This window comes from Rhizobium sp. SG570 (assembly GCF_012275345.1).
GTDB classification, from domain to species: Bacteria; Pseudomonadota; Alphaproteobacteria; order Rhizobiales; family Rhizobiaceae; genus Rhizobium; species Rhizobium lusitanum.
This window is the reverse complement of sequence record NZ_JAAZQI010000012.1, coordinates 30849-49938: the sequence shown is the minus strand read 5'-3', so window position 1 is coordinate 49938 and position 19090 is coordinate 30849. Positions and strand designations below refer to the sequence as shown.

General features: G+C 60.7%; 20 protein-coding genes. 14 read left to right on the top strand and 6 right to left on the bottom strand.

The window, feature by feature from the left end:
• The first annotated feature begins 5 nt into the window (after positions 1–5).
• The gene (gene moaA, locus FHT28_RS22835) at positions 6–1055 is read left to right on the top strand and encodes a GTP 3',8-cyclase MoaA (protein ID WP_047638337.1); all 1050 of its coding nucleotides are present in this window, start codon (positions 6–8) and stop codon (positions 1053–1055) included.
• 21 nt (positions 1056–1076) lie between these two features.
• Entirely contained in the window at positions 1077–1859 is a 783-nt protein-coding gene (locus FHT28_RS22830; protein ID WP_047638275.1) for an MBL fold metallo-hydrolase, read from the top strand.
• Here FHT28_RS22830 and FHT28_RS22825 read toward each other — a convergent pair.
• Positions 1856–2254 (bottom strand): VOC family protein, encoded by a 399-nt coding sequence (locus FHT28_RS22825; RefSeq protein ID WP_168597451.1) that lies wholly within the window; start codon positions 2252–2254, stop codon positions 1856–1858. The two genes, FHT28_RS22830 and FHT28_RS22825, sit on opposite strands and share 4 nt — an antisense overlap.
• 100 nt (positions 2255–2354) lie before the next feature.
• Between FHT28_RS22825 and FHT28_RS22820 the strand changes: the two genes are divergently transcribed.
• Complete coding sequence (locus FHT28_RS22820; protein WP_047638278.1) at positions 2355–3062, top strand: YafY family protein; 708 nt, start codon at positions 2355–2357, stop codon at positions 3060–3062.
• Positions 3063–3156: 94 nt separating this feature from the next.
• Here the strand turns inward: FHT28_RS22820 and FHT28_RS22815 are convergent, their stop codons facing one another.
• Positions 3157–5709 (bottom strand): methyl-accepting chemotaxis protein, encoded by a 2553-nt coding sequence (locus FHT28_RS22815; RefSeq protein ID WP_168597450.1) that lies wholly within the window; start codon positions 5707–5709, stop codon positions 3157–3159.
• A 333-nt stretch (positions 5710–6042) separates the two neighbouring features.
• On the opposite strand from FHT28_RS22815, the gene FHT28_RS22810 reads away from it, so the two are divergent.
• Genes FHT28_RS22810 through mobB form a run of 3 tightly spaced genes read left to right on the top strand, consistent with a single transcriptional unit; the run spans position 6043 to position 8142 of the window.
• Positions 6043–6954 carry a DMT family transporter gene (locus FHT28_RS22810; RefSeq protein WP_168597449.1) on the top strand — a complete coding sequence of 304 codons (912 nt, stop codon included), beginning with the start codon at positions 6043–6045 and terminating at the stop codon, positions 6952–6954.
• 10 nt (positions 6955–6964) lie between these two features.
• Positions 6965–7615, top strand: coding sequence for a molybdenum cofactor guanylyltransferase MobA (mobA, locus tag FHT28_RS22805; protein ID WP_037202477.1), 651 nt, complete (start codon positions 6965–6967; stop codon positions 7613–7615).
• Positions 7612–8142, top strand: coding sequence for a molybdopterin-guanine dinucleotide biosynthesis protein B (gene mobB / locus FHT28_RS22800; RefSeq protein WP_168597448.1), 531 nt, complete (start codon positions 7612–7614; stop codon positions 8140–8142). Before mobA ends, mobB begins: the two co-directional genes overlap by 4 nt.
• Before the next feature lie 47 nt (positions 8143–8189).
• On the opposite strand, the gene FHT28_RS22795 is transcribed toward mobB, so the two are convergent.
• Positions 8190–10619 (bottom strand): OmpA family protein, encoded by a 2430-nt coding sequence (locus tag FHT28_RS22795; RefSeq protein WP_168597447.1) that lies wholly within the window; start codon positions 10617–10619, stop codon positions 8190–8192.
• A gap of 370 nt (positions 10620–10989) precedes the next feature.
• Here FHT28_RS22795 and FHT28_RS22790 point away from each other — a divergent pair, with 370 nt between their 5' ends.
• The 4 genes from FHT28_RS22790 (at position 10990) to FHT28_RS22775 (ending at position 13980) form a co-directional block, all read left to right on the top strand.
• Positions 10990–11772 (top strand): ABC transporter substrate-binding protein, encoded by a 783-nt coding sequence (locus FHT28_RS22790; protein ID WP_037202481.1) that lies wholly within the window; start codon positions 10990–10992, stop codon positions 11770–11772.
• A 118-nt stretch (positions 11773–11890) separates the two neighbouring features.
• Positions 11891–12694: an ABC transporter permease gene (locus tag FHT28_RS22785; protein ID WP_037202482.1), complete on the top strand. Its 804-nt coding sequence runs from the start codon at positions 11891–11893 to the stop codon at positions 12692–12694.
• The gene (locus FHT28_RS22780; RefSeq protein ID WP_037202483.1) at positions 12691–13521 is read left to right on the top strand and encodes an ABC transporter permease; all 831 of its coding nucleotides are present in this window, start codon (positions 12691–12693) and stop codon (positions 13519–13521) included. The genes FHT28_RS22785 and FHT28_RS22780 overlap by 4 nt, the downstream gene beginning before the upstream one ends.
• A gap of 192 nt (positions 13522–13713) precedes the next feature.
• Positions 13714–13980, top strand: a complete 267-nt coding sequence (locus FHT28_RS22775) for an aspartate-semialdehyde dehydrogenase (protein WP_034504707.1) — start codon at positions 13714–13716, stop codon at positions 13978–13980.
• A gap of 18 nt (positions 13981–13998) precedes the next feature.
• Here the strand turns inward: FHT28_RS22775 and FHT28_RS22770 are convergent, their stop codons facing one another.
• The gene (locus tag FHT28_RS22770) at positions 13999–14661 is read right to left on the bottom strand and encodes a DUF2270 domain-containing protein (RefSeq protein WP_244655158.1); all 663 of its coding nucleotides are present in this window, start codon (positions 14659–14661) and stop codon (positions 13999–14001) included.
• A 208-nt stretch (positions 14662–14869) separates the two neighbouring features.
• On the opposite strand from FHT28_RS22770, the gene FHT28_RS22765 reads away from it, so the two are divergent.
• The 4 genes from FHT28_RS22765 to FHT28_RS22750 all read left to right on the top strand — a co-directional run bounded on the left by FHT28_RS22765 (position 14870) and on the right by FHT28_RS22750 (position 17347).
• Complete coding sequence (locus FHT28_RS22765; protein WP_168597446.1) at positions 14870–15694, top strand: class I SAM-dependent methyltransferase; 825 nt, start codon at positions 14870–14872, stop codon at positions 15692–15694.
• 130 nt (positions 15695–15824) lie between these two features.
• Complete coding sequence (locus tag FHT28_RS22760) at positions 15825–16517, top strand: glutathione S-transferase family protein (protein ID WP_168597445.1); 693 nt, start codon at positions 15825–15827, stop codon at positions 16515–16517.
• Positions 16518–16529: 12 nt separating this feature from the next.
• Positions 16530–16874, top strand: coding sequence for a metalloregulator ArsR/SmtB family transcription factor (locus FHT28_RS22755; RefSeq protein WP_037202487.1), 345 nt, complete (start codon positions 16530–16532; stop codon positions 16872–16874).
• The gene (locus FHT28_RS22750; RefSeq protein WP_047556529.1) at positions 16871–17347 is read left to right on the top strand and encodes an SRPBCC family protein; all 477 of its coding nucleotides are present in this window, start codon (positions 16871–16873) and stop codon (positions 17345–17347) included. The genes FHT28_RS22755 and FHT28_RS22750 overlap by 4 nt, the downstream gene beginning before the upstream one ends.
• An 88-nt stretch (positions 17348–17435) precedes the next feature.
• Here the strand turns inward: FHT28_RS22750 and FHT28_RS22745 are convergent, their stop codons facing one another.
• Together FHT28_RS22745 and ssuC are read right to left on the bottom strand one after the other, a co-directional pair.
• Entirely contained in the window at positions 17436–18239 is an 804-nt protein-coding gene (locus tag FHT28_RS22745) for an ATP-binding cassette domain-containing protein (RefSeq protein ID WP_168597444.1), read from the bottom strand.
• A 10-nt stretch (positions 18240–18249) separates the two neighbouring features.
• A complete protein-coding gene (ssuC, locus tag FHT28_RS22740; RefSeq protein WP_168597443.1) occupies positions 18250–19086 on the bottom strand; it encodes an aliphatic sulfonate ABC transporter permease SsuC in 837 nt (278 codons plus the stop codon).
• Positions 19087–19090: the final 4 nt, after the last annotated feature.

Genomic DNA, 19090 nt, shown 5'->3' with positions numbered 1-19090 from the left:
TTTGTGTGAATAGCATTGTTGGTACGATAGGCAATGGATCGCCGCTTGTGGCGGATGCGTCCCCGATGGTTGACCCTTTCGGACGGGCGGTCACCTATCTGCGCGTCTCGGTCACCGACCGCTGCGACTTCCGCTGCACCTACTGCATGGCCGAGCACATGACCTTCCTGCCGAAGAAGGATCTGTTGACGCTCGAAGAGCTCAATCGCCTCTGTTCCGCCTTCATCGCCAAGGGCGTGCGCAAGATCAGGCTCACCGGCGGCGAGCCGCTGGTGCGCAAGAACATCATGTTTCTGGTCCGCGAGCTCGGAAAGCATGTCGGTGACGGTGCGCTCGACGAATTGACCTTGACGACGAACGGTTCGCAGCTCGCCCGCCATGCCGACGAACTCTACGATTGTGGCGTGCGGCGCATCAACGTCTCGCTCGACACGCTCGACCCCGACAAATTCCGCAGCATCACCCGTTGGGGCGATTTCGCCAAGGTGATGGAGGGCATCGACGCGGCACAAAGAGCCGGCCTGAAGATCAAGCTCAATGCCGTTGCTCTCAAGGGCTTCAACGAGGCCGAAATTCCCGAGCTGCTGCGGTTCGCCCACGGCCGGGGCATGGACCTGACCGTCATCGAGACGATGCCGATGGGTGAGATCGATGAGGATCGCACCGATAAATACCTGCCGCTCTCCCAGCTGCGCGCCGACCTGGAGCAACAATTCACGCTGTCCGATATCCCCTACAATACAGGCGGCCCGGCCCGTTATGTCAAGGTGGAGGAAACCGGCGGAAGACTCGGATTCATCACGCCGATGACGCATAATTTCTGCGAGAGCTGCAACCGCGTGCGGCTCACCTGCACGGGCACGCTCTACATGTGTCTCGGACAGAACGACGCCGCCGATTTGCGTACGGCGCTGCGTGCGACGGAAGATGACGCTCTCCTTTATGCCGCGATCGACGAAGCGATCACCCGCAAGCCGAAAGGTCATGACTTCATCATCGACCGTACCCATAACCGGCCGGCTGTCGCGCGCCACATGAGCGTCACCGGCGGCTAGCCGACCTCGAGAAAATCAAAAATGCAGCTTGAGTTCATTCGCAATGCGACGCTGAAGATCAACTATGGCGGCCATCTGCTGTTAATCGACCCCTATTTCGCGCCGCGCCACAGTCTCCCGTCCTTTACCGGCCGCTCCCCCAATCCAATGACGGAATTGCCCCGCGCGATCGACGACATTCTCCAAGGGGTGGAGCTGGTGATTGTGTCGCACCTGCATACCGATCACTTCGATTCCGTGGCGAAGAAACGCGTCCCGAAGGGCCTGCCGCTCCTCTGCCAGCCTGGCGACGAAGGCTCTATCAGGGAAACCGGATTCGCTGATGTTAGACCCCAGAACGAGACTACGGTCTGGCAAGGGATAACGATCACGCCGCGGCAAGGCAGCCACGGTCTCGGCCCGGTCGTGGAGAAAATGGGACATGTTATCGGCTTCACGCTGGAGGCTGCCGGCGAACCCACCGTCTATTGGGCAGGCGATACCGTGCTCTACCCGCCGGTTGCCGAGACGATCCAGCAGGTCTCCCCCGACGTCATCATCACCCATTCCTGCGGCGCGCGCTGGGACGGCGATCTTATCGTCATGGATGCGGAGCAGACGGTCGCGCTCAGCCGCCTCGCCCCGCAAGCAATCGTCGTCGCAACCCATATGGAAGCGCTAGACCATGCGACGATAACGCGACAAGACCTTCGCCAGGCAGCGGATACAGCCGGTATCGATCCATCGCGCCTGCTGATACCTGCCGATGGTGAAACGCTCCATTTGGAGCCGGTGATCCGATCGCGCTTCGCCAAGCACGACTAGCGGGACGCAAAGCGCTTTTTCGCCGCATCGGTCGCCGGCATGTACAGCGAGACTGCGGTTCCCTCCGGGTCGCGGAACTGAAAGGTCTTATTGCCCCAGGGCATCATCTTCAGCTCGTGTACTAGAGGAACCTTGTCCTTCAGGCGCTCGTATTCGGCGTCGATGTCCGCGACCTGGAATTCGATGCAGGCGGTGCGATTGGCGCCGGGCTCGGCGCTTCCCTCTTTCCAAAGAGCAACGGTTTCGACAGCGCCGATGGCCAACGTTGCAGCTGACGTCTGGATCTCGGCAAAGACCGGGGCCAGCCATTCGGCCTGGAGCCCGGTAATCATTTCATAGAAGGCGACCATGGCCTTTATGTCAGCCGCGATGATACGGGTGAAAGCGAACTTCATAACTGGTCCTTTTGATTGCATACAAAGCCTTTGCGGCTCTGCAGAACCCCTTGTCGCATAACCCTGCTGCCACCATACTGTCAGCAGGAGTAAGTATGCGATGCGCCGTGCCGACCGACTGTTTCAGATCATCCAGATTCTCCGCCGATCGACCCGACCGGTGACCGCGAACGCGCTGGCAGCAGAGCTGGAGGTCTCGAAGCGCACGGTTTATCGCGACGTGGCGGATCTGATAGGCCAACGGGTTCCAATCGAAGGCGAGGCAGGGCTGGGCTACCTGCTTGCCGCAAGCTACGACATGCCGCCGCTGATGCTGGCGCCCGACGAACTGGAGGCGGTGGTGCTGGGCGCGCAGTGGGTCGCTGGCCATTCCGACAGGGTGCTCGCCAACGCGGCGCGCGATGTGGTCGCGAAGATCGCCGCTGTTGTTCCCGAGCGCCTGCGCCCCTTCATCGTCGAGCCGACCGTCGGCGCAAGACCGACCAGCGGCAAGCCGGAAGAGCGTGTCGATGCGTCGCTGCTCAGATCGGCAATCCGTCACGGCATGAAACTGCGGCTCCGCTACAGCTCCGAAGCAAGCGAGGAGACCGAGCGAACAGTGTGGCCGGTGATCCTCGGCTATGCCGAGACGAGCAGCCTGCTGGTCGCTTGGTGCGAGCTGCGACAGGGTTTCCGCCATTTCCGCACCGACCGGATTGTCGCCGCCGAGATACTTAAAGAACCTATCGGCATGCGATCGGGCGAATTGCGCCGCCGCTGGCAGCGCTGGCGTGAAGAGCAAGTCCGGCCGTCCCCGGGCTTGCTGTGATCACAGCCCTGTTTAGGTTTTAGCCCAATCGAAAAGCGCCGGCTCATTGGCCAGCGCTTTTCAAATAGTTATAATATTCTACTAATGTAATACTTCAGGCCGCACGATAGCGCGTGACCTCTGCGGGACCATGGTGTTCGTAGCCCACATCGCCGTCCCCCGTGCGGAAGCGATCGATCTTTTCGGACAACGTGTCGACACGCTGGCGCAGACCGTGGATCTCGGCATTGTTCTCCTCGACCATCGCTGCATTCCGCTGCGTGATCAGCTCCACTTCGGCGACGGCTCGGGTCACTTCCTCGATGCTGGTCGACTGTTCGGTGGTGGCCGAAGAAATATCGGCCACCAGCCTCTGCACGCCTGTGACATGGCTGATTATCTCCGTCAATGCCGCACCAGTCTGCTCGACGAGGCGAACGCCATTCTGCACCTGGGAGGAACTGGCCGATATCAGGCCCTTGATTTCCTTTGCCGCATTGGCGCACCGCTGCGCCAGCTCGCGCACTTCCTGAGCCACCACGGCAAAGCCGCGACCTGCCTCGCCAGCACGCGCCGCCTCGACGCCTGCGTTCAGCGCCAGAAGATTGGTCTGGAAGGCGATTTCATCGATGACGCCGATGATGGTGGCGATCTTCTCGGACGAACGGTTGATCTCGCTCATCGCGCCGACAGCCTTGGCGACCACTTCACCGGACTGGCTCGCATAGGCCTGCGTCTCGTTGACCGACGTCGCCGTCTGCCGCGCGCGGTCCGCCGTGGAGCGCACGACATCGCTCAGGCGATGCAGCGCCCGCGAGCTTTCCTCGAGGGCTGCCGCCTGCTGTTCGGTGCGGCGCGCCAGATCGTCGGCCGACGTGGCAAGGTTGCCGGTGCCGCCCTTGATCTCTTCCGCCGTGTAACGGACATCCGTCAGGGTTTCGCGCAGGGCTTCGATGGCATGATTGTAGGTGAAGGCCATTTCGACGAAATCAGCGGAAAGGTCTTCGCGCATGCTTTCTTCCAGATTGCCGTCGGCAAGCTTGGCAAGAACATCCGCCAGCGCGTTCAAGGCCTGCTTCTGCTCGGCTTCGATACGGGCACGCTCGGCGGCACGACGGGTGGCCTCCTCCTCCGAAAGCGCCCGGGCGCTCTCCGCTTCCCGCTCCAACCGGACGTTCTCCAATGCAGCGTCCCGGAAGACGCTGACGGAACGCACCATGTCGCCGATCTCGTCGCCGCGATTGCGTCCGTCGATCGCTACCTCCAGATCGCCGCTCGCAAGCCGTGTCATGATCTCGGTGACGCGCTTCAGCGGTCCGCGCAGGGTTTCCACTAGCATCAGGCCGCCGACGATGGCAAGCAGCGTGCCGAGGATCATCGCGATCACGGAAACATTGGCCGAGCGCTCGCTGTCTTCCTTGCCGAGTTCCTGCGCCTGGGCGACGAAACTGCGAAGCGATGTCATCGCATCGGCCAGCAGTTGGTTGGATTGGACGCGTGTCGTCTTCCAGTCGGCTGCGGTCTGCAGCAGGTCGGCCGATCCGTTCGTCAGGCTGTCGATCAAGGGCTGCATATGGGCCGCGAAATCGCGCATCGTCGCATTGGTCTGGCCGAGCGTCGAAATCTTCTCAGCAGCGACCTGCAGATCCTTGAGATCGGCCATGACAGGCTCGCGCGATGCGGCATCGCGGACATTTTCCATGCGCGATGCGTGCAATGTCAGGCGGTCGGTGATCCCAAGCGCTTCATCGACATGATCCAAAAGCTCCTTCTGACCGTCGATGATCTTGTCGAGGCTGACGAAGCGACCAGCGGCAGTGTCGCTGTTCTTGGCCGACTGCAGCGTCATGTCGCCTTCGATCTTGACGAAACTCTGCAGGATCGGTCCCATCGCCTCGACCTTCTGATCGGGCGTGTCGGAACTCTTCAATACGGCATCGAGCTTGTCGGCGGCATCGGAGGCGTTATTGACAAGGCCGGCGCCGCGCTTGGAGACCAACGCCTTGGATACCCCCACCTGCTTCAGAATGGCGTCGGCATAGGTGCGCGCATCCGAGACCTCTTCCGTGGAGTCGGCCGCCATCTGCACCTGGATGCGCAGATTGCTCATCTTCTCCGACAACCCCTTATAGGCCGCGGCATCGTAAAGCAGTTCCTTGGCGAAGGTCTCCTTGTCGCTGAAATCCTTGCGGATGATATCGATCTGCTTGGCAGCGGCCTTGCCGGTGGCTTCCACACCCTGCACTGCCTTGCGGATTGCCTCGACATCGCTGTCCTGCTTCTGCCGGATCGCCCAGAGCGTTGCTTCCTGGGTGCGCATCTTAGCCGCAAGATCGCTGACAGGAACGATCTTGGCGCGCTGATCGTCGCTGAGCAGGCCGCTCAGCCGGTGCACGCCCTGCTCCTGCGCATCGATCTTGTCGGCGAGCGCCTGACGCGTGTCGGCGGACGGCGCTCCCGTGAACTCCTGGAGGGCAGCCTGCAAATTCTCGAAATCGCTGATGTTTTCGATCGTCGCACGCGTCACGGTCATGTGGCCGTTCAGAATATTCGCCGTGTGATAGCCGACCAGGCCGACGCCGGCGATGAGGACCACCAGCGGCACCACGAAGATGAGAACCTTGGTCACAATTCGGCGGCTTTGCAGAAGACGGTCAATGAAAAACATACGGCGCCCCAACTGGATTATCTAAGTCGACGGCGAAGGCGGGATCGTCATTCCTGCTGCGCTGCGGTAGGTGCTTCTGCCTCATGCAAAACCGCTGCGAGCCTCGGGAAATAAGATTGAATAAGAATTAATCGCACGCCTAAAACCCTGCCGTATATGCAAAAAAATACAACCGACGCATCATTTTACGACTGCTGCGCGAAAATACCATTCCTCTCGGTGACAATTGCGCTGCAGCGCACAATCGAATTCCGCCACCATGAAAAGACAAGCGATTACAATTTGCTGAAAACGGCGCTAATCCAGACTGACAATCCGGAGACTCGTTTTTTCATGCGACTGACCAAGAATATGCAGGGCGCACTTTTCATGGCCGCATCCATGGCCGGCTTCTGCAGCAGCGACGCCCTGTCCAAAACGGTTATCGTCTCGATGAACGCCGGCGAAATCATCTTCATCCGCGGCTTGTTTACGGCCTTCCTCGTCTATCTCCTCGCCCGCAGAATGGGTGCGCTACGTTCCTGGAAAGTCATTCTGCAGCCGATGATCGCTCTGCGCATCGCCTGCGAAGCCATTGCCGCGGCAACCTACATCACCGCACTCGGGATGATGCCGATCGCCAATGCCTCGGCCATTCAGCAGGCCGTGCCTCTGGCGGTGACGCTCGGTGCGGTGGTGTTTCTGAAAGAGCCTGTGGGATGGCGGCGATGGGCGGCAATTACGGTCGGCTTCCTCGGCGTCCTGATCATCATCCGGCCCGGCCCGGAGGGCTTTACCACGGGGGCGCTCCTCGCCATCGCCTGCATGTTTGCGACGGCCGCCCGCGACCTCTCGACACGCTGCATCAGCAAGGACGTGCCGTCGCTGATGGTCACGGTATGTACCGCAATCTCCATTTCCGTCTTCGGTGCCTTCTGCATCGTTCCGCTCGGCGGCTGGCAGCCTGTAAGCATCACGTCTCTCCTCCAGATCCTGCTCGCATCCATTCTCGTGCTGATCGGCTATCAGGCTGTCATCCTCGCGATGCGCACCGGCGAAATCTCCTTCGTCGCGCCCTTCCGCTATCTGAGCCTCATCTGGTCCGCCTTGCTGGGCCTGCTCGTCTTCGGCGAGATGCCTGACAGTTGGGCCATCATCGGTGCCGCGATTGTCATCGCCTCCGGCATCTATACATTCTATCGGGAAAACAAACGGCGGGCCGCCGAGCGCGTCGCGCAGGAATCAGAGCCCCGCGTTCCCGCCTGAGGTCGCAATCATGTCCGGCTTCATCGCCAATGCCGACGATATCCCAGTCGTCCTGCTCGCAGGGGGCCGGTCGAGCCGCATGGGTGTGAACAAGGCGTTTGTCTTATTGGGTGGAGAAAGCCTTCTCGCCCGTATCTCGACACGAATCACGCAGCGACAAAGAAAGCCCGTCGCGCTCAACGCCGATCCTGATTGGCCCGACACGCTGGGGTTGACGCTTGTCCCGGACGGGATTCCCGGCAAGCTCGGGCCGCTGGCAGGCGTGCTCACCGCCATGCGGGATACGGCGCTGCGCTATCCGCAGGTTTCGCATGTTGCCACTGTCCCCATAGACAGCCCCTTCTTCCCGCTCGATCTGATCGCGCGGCTGGCGGATGCCATTCAAGGCCGCGACGACATTGCGATCGCCACATCGTTCGACCGTGACCATCCCACTTTCGGTCTCTGGCCCGTCTCCGCCACCGCCGATCTCGAGACGTGGATCGTCTCGGACCCGAAACGGCGCGTCAGAGATTTTCTCGCACGCCATGACGTCCGAACGGTGAAATTCCCCGCGGTCGAAACGCGGATCGGTCCTCTCGACCCCTTCTTCAACGTCAACACTCCAACCGATCTGATCGAAGCGGAGAAATGGCTCGCCGCACTGGAAGGCATCTCATGACAACACCCCGACCGAAGATCTTCGGCATTGCAGGCTGGAAGAATTCCGGCAAGACCGGACTTGCGGTGCGCCTGGTCACCGAATTCACCCGGCGCGGTTACAGGATCTCGACCATCAAGCATGCGCATCATGACTTCGATATCGACAAGGTGGGCGCCGACAGTTTTCGCCATCGCGAGGCCGGAGCGCACGAGGTCACCATCGTCTCAGGCACGCGTTATGCCATCATGCACGAATTGCGCGGCGCGCCTGAACCAAGCTTCGAGGAAATACTGGCGCGTCTCGCTCCCTGCGACCTCGTGCTGATCGAGGGCTACAAGCGCGAGCCCATCCCGAAGATCGAGGCACGCCGCCTGGAGGCCGTCAACCGGGAGCCGCTCGCAGCACACGACCCCCATATCGTCGCCATCGCCGCCGACCATCCTCTGGAGGATGCGGGTTCGCTCGAAGTCTTCGACCTCGACGACACGCTGGCAATCGCCGATTTCATTGCCGCAACGGTCGGCCTTGATGAGCCGGCAAAATAAAAGGCCGCCGGTTTCCCGGCGGCCTCGTAAATTGGCTCGAATCCGACTTAACGGTTGGACGCGACCGGACGCACCAGCGGCGTGATGCGGCGGATGGTGACGCGGCGGTTCTCCTGCGACGGTCCGAGCGTGTTCACCTTGAGATACTGCTCTCCGTAGCCCTGGGTGACCAGGTTCTCAGCCGGGATGCCATAGACATCGCTGAGCACATTGGCGACCGATTCCGCACGGCGGTCGGACAGGATCAGATTGCTTTCTGCCGAGCCGACAGCATCCGTATGGCCTTCGATGAGGAAGGTCTCGGTCGGATCCCGCTTGACGATCTGCGATATCCCGTCGGCAACACCCCGCAGCGAGCTGGCTTGCGACATCGGAATGTCGGCGCTGCCCGTTGCGAAGGTGATCGTGTCGAGATCGATACGACGGATCTTGTCACGGATGCGGGCCGAATACCGCACTTCGTTGACCGAATAGATCCGCTCGACCGGCTCGACCGGCGGTTCGCGCAGGAAGTCGTAGTAATCCGCGTTGCGGTTGGACGCCGTGTCGATGATGTACTGGCTCAGCGGAATGAGCAGGCGCATCGGCGGCAGGTCATCGCCCGGATCGCGGAAATAGTTGTCGTGGTCGGGCTGCTGCTCGAGCTCAGGCGAGTAGAACAGAACATATTCCCGGCCGCTGGCATCGATGCGGGACCGCTGGATGATGTCACCATAGCGGTTGCGGATGGTGATGACGCGATCGCCGTCCGGCTGGTCGATCGTCTCGCGATAACGATCCCTGGGCAACTGCTCATAGGTGGGCCGCTCACCGCCGCGAACGAAGCGATCAGTATCGTCATGGCGAACGACGTAGTTGTTGTCGACGTTCACGATCGTGCGATTGTCCTGATTGATGATGGTTTGCACCGCCGTTCCCTGCGGCGAGGCAAAGTCCGGCCGGCGATCGATCCGGCGGCCTTGCTCGCTGGTCACGGCTTCCATCTTGACGGGCGGTTGCGGCTGGCCGCCAGGAGCCGCGCGCTGCGCCTCGGCGTCAGAGGTCGGCGGCTTCGTATAGGCCGGCGGCGGCTGCTGTGCCGGGGCATTCTGCGCCTGCCCGTTCTGGCCCTGCCCCTTCTGACCCTGGGCACCCGGTGCGCCGGGATTCTGCCCACTGTTCAGATGCTCGCCGCGGCGAACCGCATCCTTCTGGCTGTCCAGAACAGCGCTGCCGTTTTGAACAGGCAGGATGACGGGGCCCTTCGCCGAGGCTGGATCTTCCGCAATCTTCTTGCGGCGCTCCAGGTCCTGCGGCGAGATTTGTTCTGCCGGAGGCAGCTGGATCTCGGCACCTTGCTGTGCGCTACCATTGGCCGGCGCGGGTGCGGCATTGCCATTGGCAGGCGCAGGCGTTGCACTGCCATTGGCCGGAGCAGGTGTTGCAGTGCCCTGTGCCGGCGTCTCAGCGGCCTTATTCGGTTGCTGCTTGCCGGGCTGCGGTGCGGCCTGGTTTTGCTCCTGACCCTGCTGCCCCTGGGGCTCGGTCTTCTGAGCCGGCTGCTGCGGATTAGCCGCCGGTTGTTCGCCCTGCTGCTGATTCTGCGGCTGCTTGCCGTGCGTCTTGTCTCCGGCCGGCTTTTGCCCCTGCTCCGCGCCGGGTACTACCTGCGTTCCGGGTTGGGTTTCAGGCTGAACCTGTGTCCCCGGCTGAGTCTTATGACCCTTCGGAGGCTGGCCGGCAGGTACTAGCGGCTGCTCAGCCGGCTGCTGCGCCGGAGCCTCGGATTGGATCTGTTGCTTGGGAGGGGCTTTCTGTTCAGGCTGCACCTGCTTTTCGGGTTGAGCCTGCTGATTCTGCGGCTCACCAGCGGCAGGAGCGACCTTCTGAGCCGGGGCTGGCTGCTGCGCCTTCGGCGCGGGCTGGCCCTGCGGCTGTTCGGCGGCAGGCTGCTTATGCTCTGCCTTTGGCTGCGGTGCCGCCTCAGGCTGCTTTGCTTCAGGCTGCTTTGCCGGCTGCTGGGCATTCTGCTTTTGCTGCTGTGTCGCAGGTGCCGGCTCCGGCGCTGCAGCCTTGGGCTGCGGCTTGGCTTCGGGCTGCGCCTGCGGTGCTTCGGCCGGCTGCTTGTGTTCAGCCTTGGGCTGTTCCTGCTGTGCCGGCTGCTGATGTTCCGCTTTCGGCGGCTGCGCTTCCGGCTGCTGCTTCGGCGGCTTCTGTTCCGCGCCGCCTTCATGCTTCTGGCCTTGCGGTTCGCCCTGGCCGCCCTCGCCAGGCTTCTTGTGCTTGAGCTGTTCTTCGTCCGGTTGAGCCGCAGGCGCCGCCTGCTGCGCGACCTCGATGCTCGCATTGGCACCACCCGCGACGACGCCGACAATGTCATTGGTCAATGGCGCGACGGGCTGCTCGCGCAGTGCCGCAGCCGCCGCCGGCTCGAATGCGAGCGATAGCGAAAGCAGCGGAAACGCGGCACTGGCAAATAGTCTGGATCGCTTACCCATATGGGTCTCCTCTTATGATCTTTGTTCGCCGAATTGCGAATCTCTCAGCGGGCGACGTGATGTCTCACGAAGCAGGCCGAATTTCGGTTCTCGTGAGACTGAATCGCGGCAGGCCGCTATATGTTCCGGGACTATTAGGATGCCGCAATTAACCCTGGCTGAATGCGCCGGACGGCTTCCATTCAGATTTCCCGCGCGCGCTTTCGCATTGCCTCGGGATCGCACGGCAACGATCATCCTCGTAATTCCAGTTGCAATTTTCGAAAAAAAAGTACGAATATCGCCGCAAGGCGGGTCACCCACCCGCTCCACTCGAGCCGGACGCCAATCAACAATAATGAGCTGCCGGCCGCCAACAGAGAGGATCAATATGCGCATCTCCACTCGTCTTCTTGCCGCTGCGTCCTTCGCCGCTATGTCGCTTCTCGCCGGCGCGGCGCTTGCGGACGGCGACACGATCGTCATCGGCACGGACGCCACCTACCCGCCGTTCGAATCGCTCGATGCCGGCGGCAAGTTCGTCGGCTTCGATATCGATATAGCCAATGCGCTTTGCGATCAGATGAAGGTCAAGTGCACCTTCGTGAACCAGGATTTCGACGGCATCATTCCGGCCCTCCAGGCCAAGAAGTTCGACGCAATTGTCTCCTCCATGTCGATCACGCCGGAGCGCGAGAAGATCGTCGACTTCACCAACAAGTACTACAATACGCCGCCGGCGATCGCCGTGCCGAAGGATTCGACCATCAAGGAACCGACAGACGAAGCCCTGAAGGGCAAGTCCATTGGTGCCCAGTCCTCGACGACGCACGCCAACTACGCCTCCGCCCATCTCAAGGATGCCGAACTGAAGCTCTATCCGTCGGCTGATGAATACAAGCTCGACCTCGGCAACGGCCGCATCGATGCCGCCATCGACGACGTTGTCGTGCTCTCCGAATGGGTCAAGTCGGATGCGGGCGCCTGCTGCAAGATGCTCGGCACGCTGAAGATCGATCCGGTCATCAACGGCGCCGGTGCGGGTATCGCCGTTCGCAAGGGCGATACGGCTCTCAAGGACAAGTTCAACGCCGCCATCGCGGCGATCCGTGCTGACGGCACCTACAAGAAGATTCAGGACAAATACTTCGATTTCGACGTTTACGGCGACTGATCGCCCGTCGATTCCCTTGGAAAAGACGACGGCGGAAGCTTGCTCTTCCGCCGTTTTTGTTTGACAACGAGAATAATATAAGCAGAAACGCGGCAAAAGCCGCTAGGGGAAATACGGCATGAGCGGATTGTTTTCCGCGCTGGGTTCCTTGTGGACCTGGCTGAGTACGATTTTCGACCCGTTGTGTGGTCCGGCCGGTTTGTTCACTGTGTTCGGCCAGAATACGATGCTCGCCTGCGGCGATACGGGCTGGGGCGATGAACTCGCCGGCGGTCTGAAGGTTACCATTGCCGTTGCGGTCCTGACACTGCCGCTCGGCCTGGTCATCGGCTTCTTCGTCGCGCTGGCGCAACAATCGGAGGAGAAGTCGCTACGGCTCGCGGCGGGTGTCTTCACCACGATTTTCCGCGGCCTGCCGGAGCTGCTGACGCTTTTCATCATCTATTACGGCATGCAGATCCTGCTGCAATCGGTCCTTGCCAGATTTGGCTATAACGGACCCATCGAGATCAATGCCTTCGCCGCCGGCATGTTCGCATTGGCGATCGTCTTCTCGGCCTATTGCTCGGAAGTGCTGGTATCCGCCTTCAAGGCAATTCCGAAAGGTCAATACGAGGCGGGCGACGCACTCGGCTTCCACCGCGTCCGTACCATGCGGCTGATCATTCTGCCTCAGCTTGTTCGCATCTCGCTTCCGAACCTCGGAAACCTCTGGATGAACCTGCTGAAGGACACGTCCTACGTCTCGATCATCGGTCTTGCCGACATCATCCGGCAGACGGGTATCGCCGTGCGCGCCACGAAGGCGCCCTTCACCTTCTATTCAATCGCCTGCCTGTTCTATCTGACGCTGGCCGTCACGTCCTCTATCGGCCTCTTCTATCTCGATCGATGGGCCAAACGTGCGGAGGTTCGTCGATGAGCCATGCCGAAATCCTGATCGCGGCGCAACCGGCACCGCCCAAGACAATCAGAAAGCTATCGAAGTCCCGCATCGCCGGCTATTTCTTCCTGACGCTCTGGAGCCTTCTTGGCATTTCGCTGCTGGCGATGATCGTGACCAACTGGGACGTCGAGAAGCTTGATACCTATGGACCGCGGCTTCTCCACGGCCTCTGGATCACCGTCAAGCTGGTCGGCATGTCCTTCATACTCGGGGCGATCCTGTCGATACCGCTGGCATTCGCCCGCATGTCGAAAAACAAGATCCTGAGCACCCTCACCTACTGCTATGTCTATCTTTTCCGCGGCACGCCGCTGCTGGCGCAGATATTCATGGTCTATTACGGCTTCCCGAGCTTTCGCTGGCTCTTCGAGGATATCGGCCTCTGGTGGTTCTTCAAGGATCCATTCTATTGCGGCGTCTTCGCCATGACGCTGAATACGGCCGCCTATCAGACGGAAATCGTCCGCGGCGCCGTCCAGAGCGTACCGAGCGGCCAGCGGGAGGCTGCAAACTCTCTAGGCATCCATACGTGGATCGCCTTCCGCAAGATCATCATTCCCCAGGCGCTTATCGTCGCTCTGCGTCCCTACGGCAACGAGATCATCCTGCTGATCAAGAGCTCGGCTACGGTGTCGATCATCACCGTCTACGATCTGATGGGCGAAACGCGCTACGCTTTCTCGCGCACCTATGATTACCAGACCTATCTCTGGGCGGCGATCTTCTATCTGGCGATCGTTGAGCTCATGCGTAACGGTTGGGCCCGGATGGAAGGGCAACTGACACGGCACCTCAAGCGCTGATGCAGCAGCGGCGTCTTAAGCGCCGCCTGCTCACTTGGCAGCACTCGCCCGCATGCGCTGCTAACACATTGATTTTCATGATAAAAATTTCTTTTACGACACTTTTGTAAAGCTTGGGTTTACTATGAGCTGTTTCCATATCCTTGTGACCCTGAGTCACGAACAAAAAATGGGAACGGAAAGTGAGACCTCATGCACGAAGACATGCAAAAGCAGCTGCAAGGCTATGGGTTGACGACGGCGCAGATCTTGTACCGCCTGCCCGATCATCCTCAATTTCTCCAGACCTATATCTGGCAGGACTATGACCTCGCCCCGAACTTCCCGGAAATGCGCGGCTTCCTGAAGTTCTGGCAGGAGAAGTTGGACGGACCGCTCCATTCGGTGCGATATGTTCATCGCAAGCTGATATCCGCAACCGAGTGGCGGGCATTGAAGGGCGAATTCATTCTGCACTAGGCCGGCTGCGCCGATCGTTCAGACATGCGCCTCGCCACGGGTGAAATCACTGTCGTCCGGCCCGCGACGCAGCACGCCATAGAGAATGGCAGCATAAAAGACAGCAACTATCGCAATCACCGGCCAGCCGGGGATTGGTCCGAGCGCCGCGTTGTCGGCAACATAGCTCCACGAATGCGCAAACTCCTGCGGCGCGCCTTCGCTTTGCAATTTCGGCGTCGAGATTTTCAGGATCCATGCAAGCAGAAGAATGACATACATCCAGCAATAATTCCGCCGCAACCGCCGCCCCATCGCATCGAAATAGCCGAGCAGAAACCGCGGCGCCCGCAAGCTCTTGGCGATGGACAGTGCCCAATCGGGATTGAACTCTGCTTCCGGGGCGAGGATCTGCGCAAAATAGCTGCGTTCCAACTGCCGCACGCGTGCGCGATAGATATCGAAGAAGCGATAGCGCCGCGCCTCGATCATCAGCAGCAGCGAGATCAGCATCATGCCGAACAGCAAGACGCCGTGATGCGAGGTCGGCGAGGACAGCGATACGGACAATAGCGCGGCCACGACGGTGATCGCCCAGTTCGACGTCCGGTCAATGCGGTCCCGCCAACTGGTCATCCGGCCAAGCTCGCCGCGATAATAGTGGCTCAAGGTGCTGGTGATCTCCCCCGGTGTCGAAGGCATCGGCGGCCGTTTCTGATCCGTCGCGCCGTCGATGAGATGGGATGTGGTGAGTTCCGTAGCCATGGTCTCTTCCTCCCTTTTCTTTTTTTGAGCGACAGCCGCATGGCCCGCCGTTGCCGCAAGCCATATTTTGCTCCTCCAAGGCAAGCATTGCAAAAGCCGATCAAGCGCCTTAATGCCTGCGGGACAAACGAAAGGCGGCTGATCCATGGCAAAGAAGAAGATCGACGAAGACGCGCTGGCGGAAGCCTACAATCGCGCCCTGGCGCTGGAAAAGGCCGGCGATATCGACGCCGCCGTGAGCGCCTATGAGGAAGTGCTGGCCATCGACCCCGAGGACCACGGCGGCGCGGCCGTCCGCATTGCCTCGATGGGGCGTGGCGAAACACCTGTGAAGGCGCCGGATGCCTATGTCGAAACGCTGTTCGACCAGCATGCCGAGGTTTTCGAGGACGTGCTCGTCGAGCAGCTCGGCTATCATGTCCCGGCCCTCGTCCGCCAACGCCTGCAGGCGCTCGGCCTCGGTCCCTTCAAGCGCATGCTCGACCTCGGCTGCGGCACGGGCCTCACGGGAAGCACCTTGCGCGACATCGTCGAGGACATCACCGGCATCGACCTCTCCGAAAACATGGTCGAGGTCGCCCACGAAAAGGACATCTACGAAACCCTCTTCGTTGCCGAGGTCGAGGATTTCCTTGACGATAATGACGAAGAGGCTTTCGACCTGATCACCGCCACCGACGTCCTGCCCTATCTCGGCGCACTGGAGCCCCTGTTCTTCGGCGCAGCTGACAATATGACGCCTGGCGGCCTCTTCATCTTCTCTTCCGAAACCCTGCCGGATGCGATCTTCGCCGGGCGCCCCTATATGGTCGGCGCGCACCAGCGTTTCGCCCACGCAGAGGCCTATGTGCGCGAGCGGCTGAAGGAGACGGGCTTCGAGCTGATCGAGATCAGCGACATCAATGTCCGGATGCAGGAAGGCCAGCCGACGCCGGGCCATCTGGTCATCGCGCGCCGCCTTGCAGACTGACATCACCGAAGCTGGGCAGAGGCAATAGTTATCCAAATGGATAACTATTGCTTGCAAGATGACGTCCGAGCCGTTACTTAGCCATTTAGATAAGTTTCAGCTCGAACCTTGATGCGGGAAAGGTCGTCGCATGTCCCTTGTTCTCTATCAGCATCCCCTTGCCTCCTTCTGCCATAAGGTGCTGATGGCGCTTTATGAGAATGGCACGCCGTTCGAAAGCCGGATCATCGACCTTGGCAATGAGGCATCGCGCGCATCGCTGGTGCGCCTCTGGCCCATCGGCAAATTTCCCGTGCTGCGTGACGAAACGCTTGACAGCACCATTCCCGAAACCAGCATCATCATCGAATATCTCGATCGGCATTATCCAAGTACGACACCGCTGTTGCCGCTCGATCCGACGGATGCCCTATGCGTCCGGCTCTGGGACCGCTTCTTCGATCTCTACGTTCAGGAGCCGATGCAGAAGATCGTTGCGGACATACGCCGACCGGACGACGCACGCGACCCTCAGAGCGTCGCCGAAGCACAAGCGCTGCTGCGCACCGCCTACGGCATGATCGAGCAACAGCTCAGCGAGAAGACCTGGATCACCGGCGATAGCTTGACTATGGCCGATTGCGCCGCGGCACCTGCCCTCTTCTACTCCGAAACGCTCGTGCCCTTCGATGAAACACAATCCCGACTGAAGGGATACTACCAACGCCTTCTCGACCGCCCGTCCTTCGCCCGTGTACTTGAGGAAGCGATGCCCTATTTCCACCTCTATCCCTATCACGAGAAACTGCCCGCCCAATTCCGCCCGGAAAAGTCGCATGATTGAAGAGCCGGTCGCATGATTGAAGAGCCGCAGGCACTCGACCGGATGTTTCAGGCGCTTTCCGATCAGAGCCGGCGCGACATGATCGACCGGCTCGGCCGGGGTCCTGCTTCCGTAACGGAATTGGCGCAACCCTTCGCCATGGCGCTGCCGACCGTAATGAAGCATCTGCATGTGCTGGAGGCGAGCGGCCTGGTATTGTCGGAAAAAACCGGCCGGGTGCGGACCTATCACCTTCGCAAGGAGGCGCTAGCATCGGTTGAGCGCTGGGTTGCCGAACGCAAGGCATCGTGGAACAAGACTTTCGACCGTCTCGATCTTTTTCTCGCGGATGCTTCAACGGAGACAACGACCGAATGAGCACAAAATTAACGGAACACAGGACGCTCACCATAGAGCGTCACTTCCAGGCACCCCTGTCGCGAGTCTTCAATGCCTGGGCGATCGCCGAGCAGAAGCGGCAATGGTTTGCCTGCCACGAGGATTGGGTTCCGTTGGAATTCAGGCTCGACTTTCGCGCCGGCGGCAGCGAAAGCAGCCGCGTCGCCTCGACGGACGGCGTCGTGCATGCCTATCAGGCCCGCTACATCGACGTCGTCGAGAACGAGCGCATTATCTATGCCTTCGACATGATGCTCGACGACGTCAGAATTTCCGTATCGCTGGCAACGGTCACCTTCACGCCGGAGCCCGCGAGCACGAAAATGTCCTTCGTCGAACAGGTGGTTTTCCTCGACGGCTACGGCGACAACGGATCGCGGCTGATGGGCACTGAAATCGGCTTTGATCGCCTTCGGCTCTACATCGAGGGCGACGAGACCAGGCCGAATTAGAGCGATTAAGCGTTGTCTAATTGCTCTGTTTCGTTGCTTTTGCATAATTCCGGACGGAAAATCGCTCAACACTTTTCCTGGAATTGCGCTAGCCGGCGCGCGCCTCGCCGAGGATCGCGGCCAGCAGCTGCCCCTCGAGTTCGGCCAGCGCCGGATTGCCGTGACGTCGCGGATGCGGATAGGGAACGGCAAGATCGAGCACGATCCTCCCTTCGTCCAGCACCACGACGCGATCTGCAAGGTGCACGGCTTCGCTCACATCATGCGTTACGAGCACTGCGGTAAAGCCAAGCTCGCGCCAGACGCGGTTGAGCAGCTCCTGCATGCTGATGCGGGTCAGCGCATCCAGGGCGCCCAGAGGCTCGTCGAGCGCAAGCACGCCGGGCTTGCTGACGAGTGCCCGGGCGAGCGCCACGCGTTGCTTCTGGCCGCCGGAAAGCCTGGACGGCCATTCGCCTGATTTCTCCGCAAGCTGCACTTCTGAGAGAACCGAAACCGTTGCACCGCGCACTAGATCGCGGGGTACACCCTCGCCCAGTCCGACAGCCACATTGTCCGCGACCGAAAGCCAGGGCAGCAAGCGCGGCTCCTGGAAGACGATGCGGGTATTGGGTTCCGTGTCGCTGCCGCCCGCCACCTCGAAGCGCAGATGCCCCTCGCTCGGCTCATCGAGCCCCATCAGGATGCGCAGCAGTGTGCTCTTGCCGCACCCGCTTTTCCCGATCACGGCGACGAACTGGCCGGCAGGAACATCGAGATCGATGCCGCGCAGGACTCGATTGTTCCCGAAGCTCTTTTCCAGCCCCCTGATATGTATGGCGGCAGCACCCGCGGCTTGCGGAGCGACACTTGCGGCTTGCGGTCGAAAACGATCCGGTGCGATCACGCTCATGGCACGCTCCTCAATTCTGATAGGCCGGGTTCCAGCGGAGCGTCCTGCGCTCGATTGTCCGTGCGACGACATCGGCAAGCTTTCCGAGGATGGCGTAGATGACCAGCGTCAGGACCACGACATCGGTCATGCCGAACTCACGGGCATTGTTGGCCATGTAGCCGATGCCCGACGATGCGGCGATCGACTCCGCAACGATCAGCGTCAGCCACATGATGCCGAGTGCGAAGCGCAGTCCGACAAGGATGGACGGCAGGGCGCCGGGAAAGATCACTTTCCTGAACAGCGTCCAGTAGCTCATGCCGTAGACCTTCCCCATCTCGATCAGGCCGCGATCCACATTGCGCACGCCGTGATAGGTGTTGAGATAGATCGGGAAAAGCACGCCGAGCGCCGTCAGGAACAGCTTCGATTCCTCGCCGATCCCGAACCAGAGGATGACAAGCGGCACCATGGCAAGGTGCGGAATGGTGCGCAGCATCTGCAGCGTTGTGTCGGTCAACTGTTCAGACAGACGCGATACGCCGTTGGCGATGCCGAGCAGGAAGCCGAGCGAGCCGCCGACCAGCAGGCCGGCAAAGGCGCGACCGGCGCTGACGAGAATGTTGTTCGGCAGCTGACCGGAAATCGTCGTCTGCCAGAAGGCGGTCACGACTGCTGCGGGTGACGGCATGATGCGCGTCGAGATCCATCCGACCGACGAGCCGAGCTGCCATGCCGCGATCACGACGATGGGCAGCAGGAAGGGCAGAAACCGCTCGATCGAGATGGTCTGCCTTGCAGCCTTGACCGGACGAGCCCGGCTTTCGGCGCCGACGCGTAGGAAGGAAGTATCGAATGCCGACATGGGG

Excerpts from the sequence above, each read along its gene's own strand:
- FHT28_RS22770 (WP_244655158.1), bottom strand. The coding sequence starts at position 14,661 with ATGCCTTCGACACCGGGGGAGATCACCAGCACCTTGAGCCACTATTAT.
- FHT28_RS22815 (WP_168597450.1), bottom strand. The coding sequence starts at position 5,709 with ATGTTTTTCATTGACCGTCTTCTGCAAAGCCGCCGAATTGTGACCAAG.
- FHT28_RS22820 (WP_047638278.1), top strand. The coding sequence starts at position 2,355 with ATGCGCCGTGCCGACCGACTGTTTCAGATCATCCAGATTCTCCGCCGA.
- FHT28_RS22825 (WP_168597451.1), bottom strand. The coding sequence starts at position 2,254 with ATGAAGTTCGCTTTCACCCGTATCATCGCGGCTGACATAAAGGCCATG.
- ssuC (WP_168597443.1), bottom strand. The coding sequence starts at position 19,086 with ATGTCGGCATTCGATACTTCCTTCCTACGCGTCGGCGCCGAAAGCCGG.
- mobB (WP_168597448.1), top strand. The coding sequence starts at position 7,612 with ATGACAACACCCCGACCGAAGATCTTCGGCATTGCAGGCTGGAAGAAT.
- FHT28_RS22785 (WP_037202482.1), top strand. The coding sequence starts at position 11,891 with ATGAGCGGATTGTTTTCCGCGCTGGGTTCCTTGTGGACCTGGCTGAGT.
- FHT28_RS22745 (WP_168597444.1), bottom strand. The coding sequence starts at position 18,239 with ATGAGCGTGATCGCACCGGATCGTTTTCGACCGCAAGCCGCAAGTGTC.
- FHT28_RS22775 (WP_034504707.1), top strand. The coding sequence starts at position 13,714 with ATGCACGAAGACATGCAAAAGCAGCTGCAAGGCTATGGGTTGACGACG.
- FHT28_RS22780 (WP_037202483.1), top strand. The coding sequence starts at position 12,691 with ATGAGCCATGCCGAAATCCTGATCGCGGCGCAACCGGCACCGCCCAAG.
- FHT28_RS22765 (WP_168597446.1), top strand. The coding sequence starts at position 14,870 with ATGGCAAAGAAGAAGATCGACGAAGACGCGCTGGCGGAAGCCTACAAT.
- FHT28_RS22830 (WP_047638275.1), top strand. The coding sequence starts at position 1,077 with ATGCAGCTTGAGTTCATTCGCAATGCGACGCTGAAGATCAACTATGGC.
- FHT28_RS22795 (WP_168597447.1), bottom strand. The coding sequence starts at position 10,619 with ATGGGTAAGCGATCCAGACTATTTGCCAGTGCCGCGTTTCCGCTGCTT.
- FHT28_RS22750 (WP_047556529.1), top strand. The coding sequence starts at position 16,871 with ATGAGCACAAAATTAACGGAACACAGGACGCTCACCATAGAGCGTCAC.
- FHT28_RS22760 (WP_168597445.1), top strand. The coding sequence starts at position 15,825 with ATGTCCCTTGTTCTCTATCAGCATCCCCTTGCCTCCTTCTGCCATAAG.
- FHT28_RS22755 (WP_037202487.1), top strand. The coding sequence starts at position 16,530 with ATGATTGAAGAGCCGCAGGCACTCGACCGGATGTTTCAGGCGCTTTCC.
- FHT28_RS22810 (WP_168597449.1), top strand. The coding sequence starts at position 6,043 with ATGCGACTGACCAAGAATATGCAGGGCGCACTTTTCATGGCCGCATCC.
- mobA (WP_037202477.1), top strand. The coding sequence starts at position 6,965 with ATGTCCGGCTTCATCGCCAATGCCGACGATATCCCAGTCGTCCTGCTC.
- FHT28_RS22790 (WP_037202481.1), top strand. The coding sequence starts at position 10,990 with ATGCGCATCTCCACTCGTCTTCTTGCCGCTGCGTCCTTCGCCGCTATG.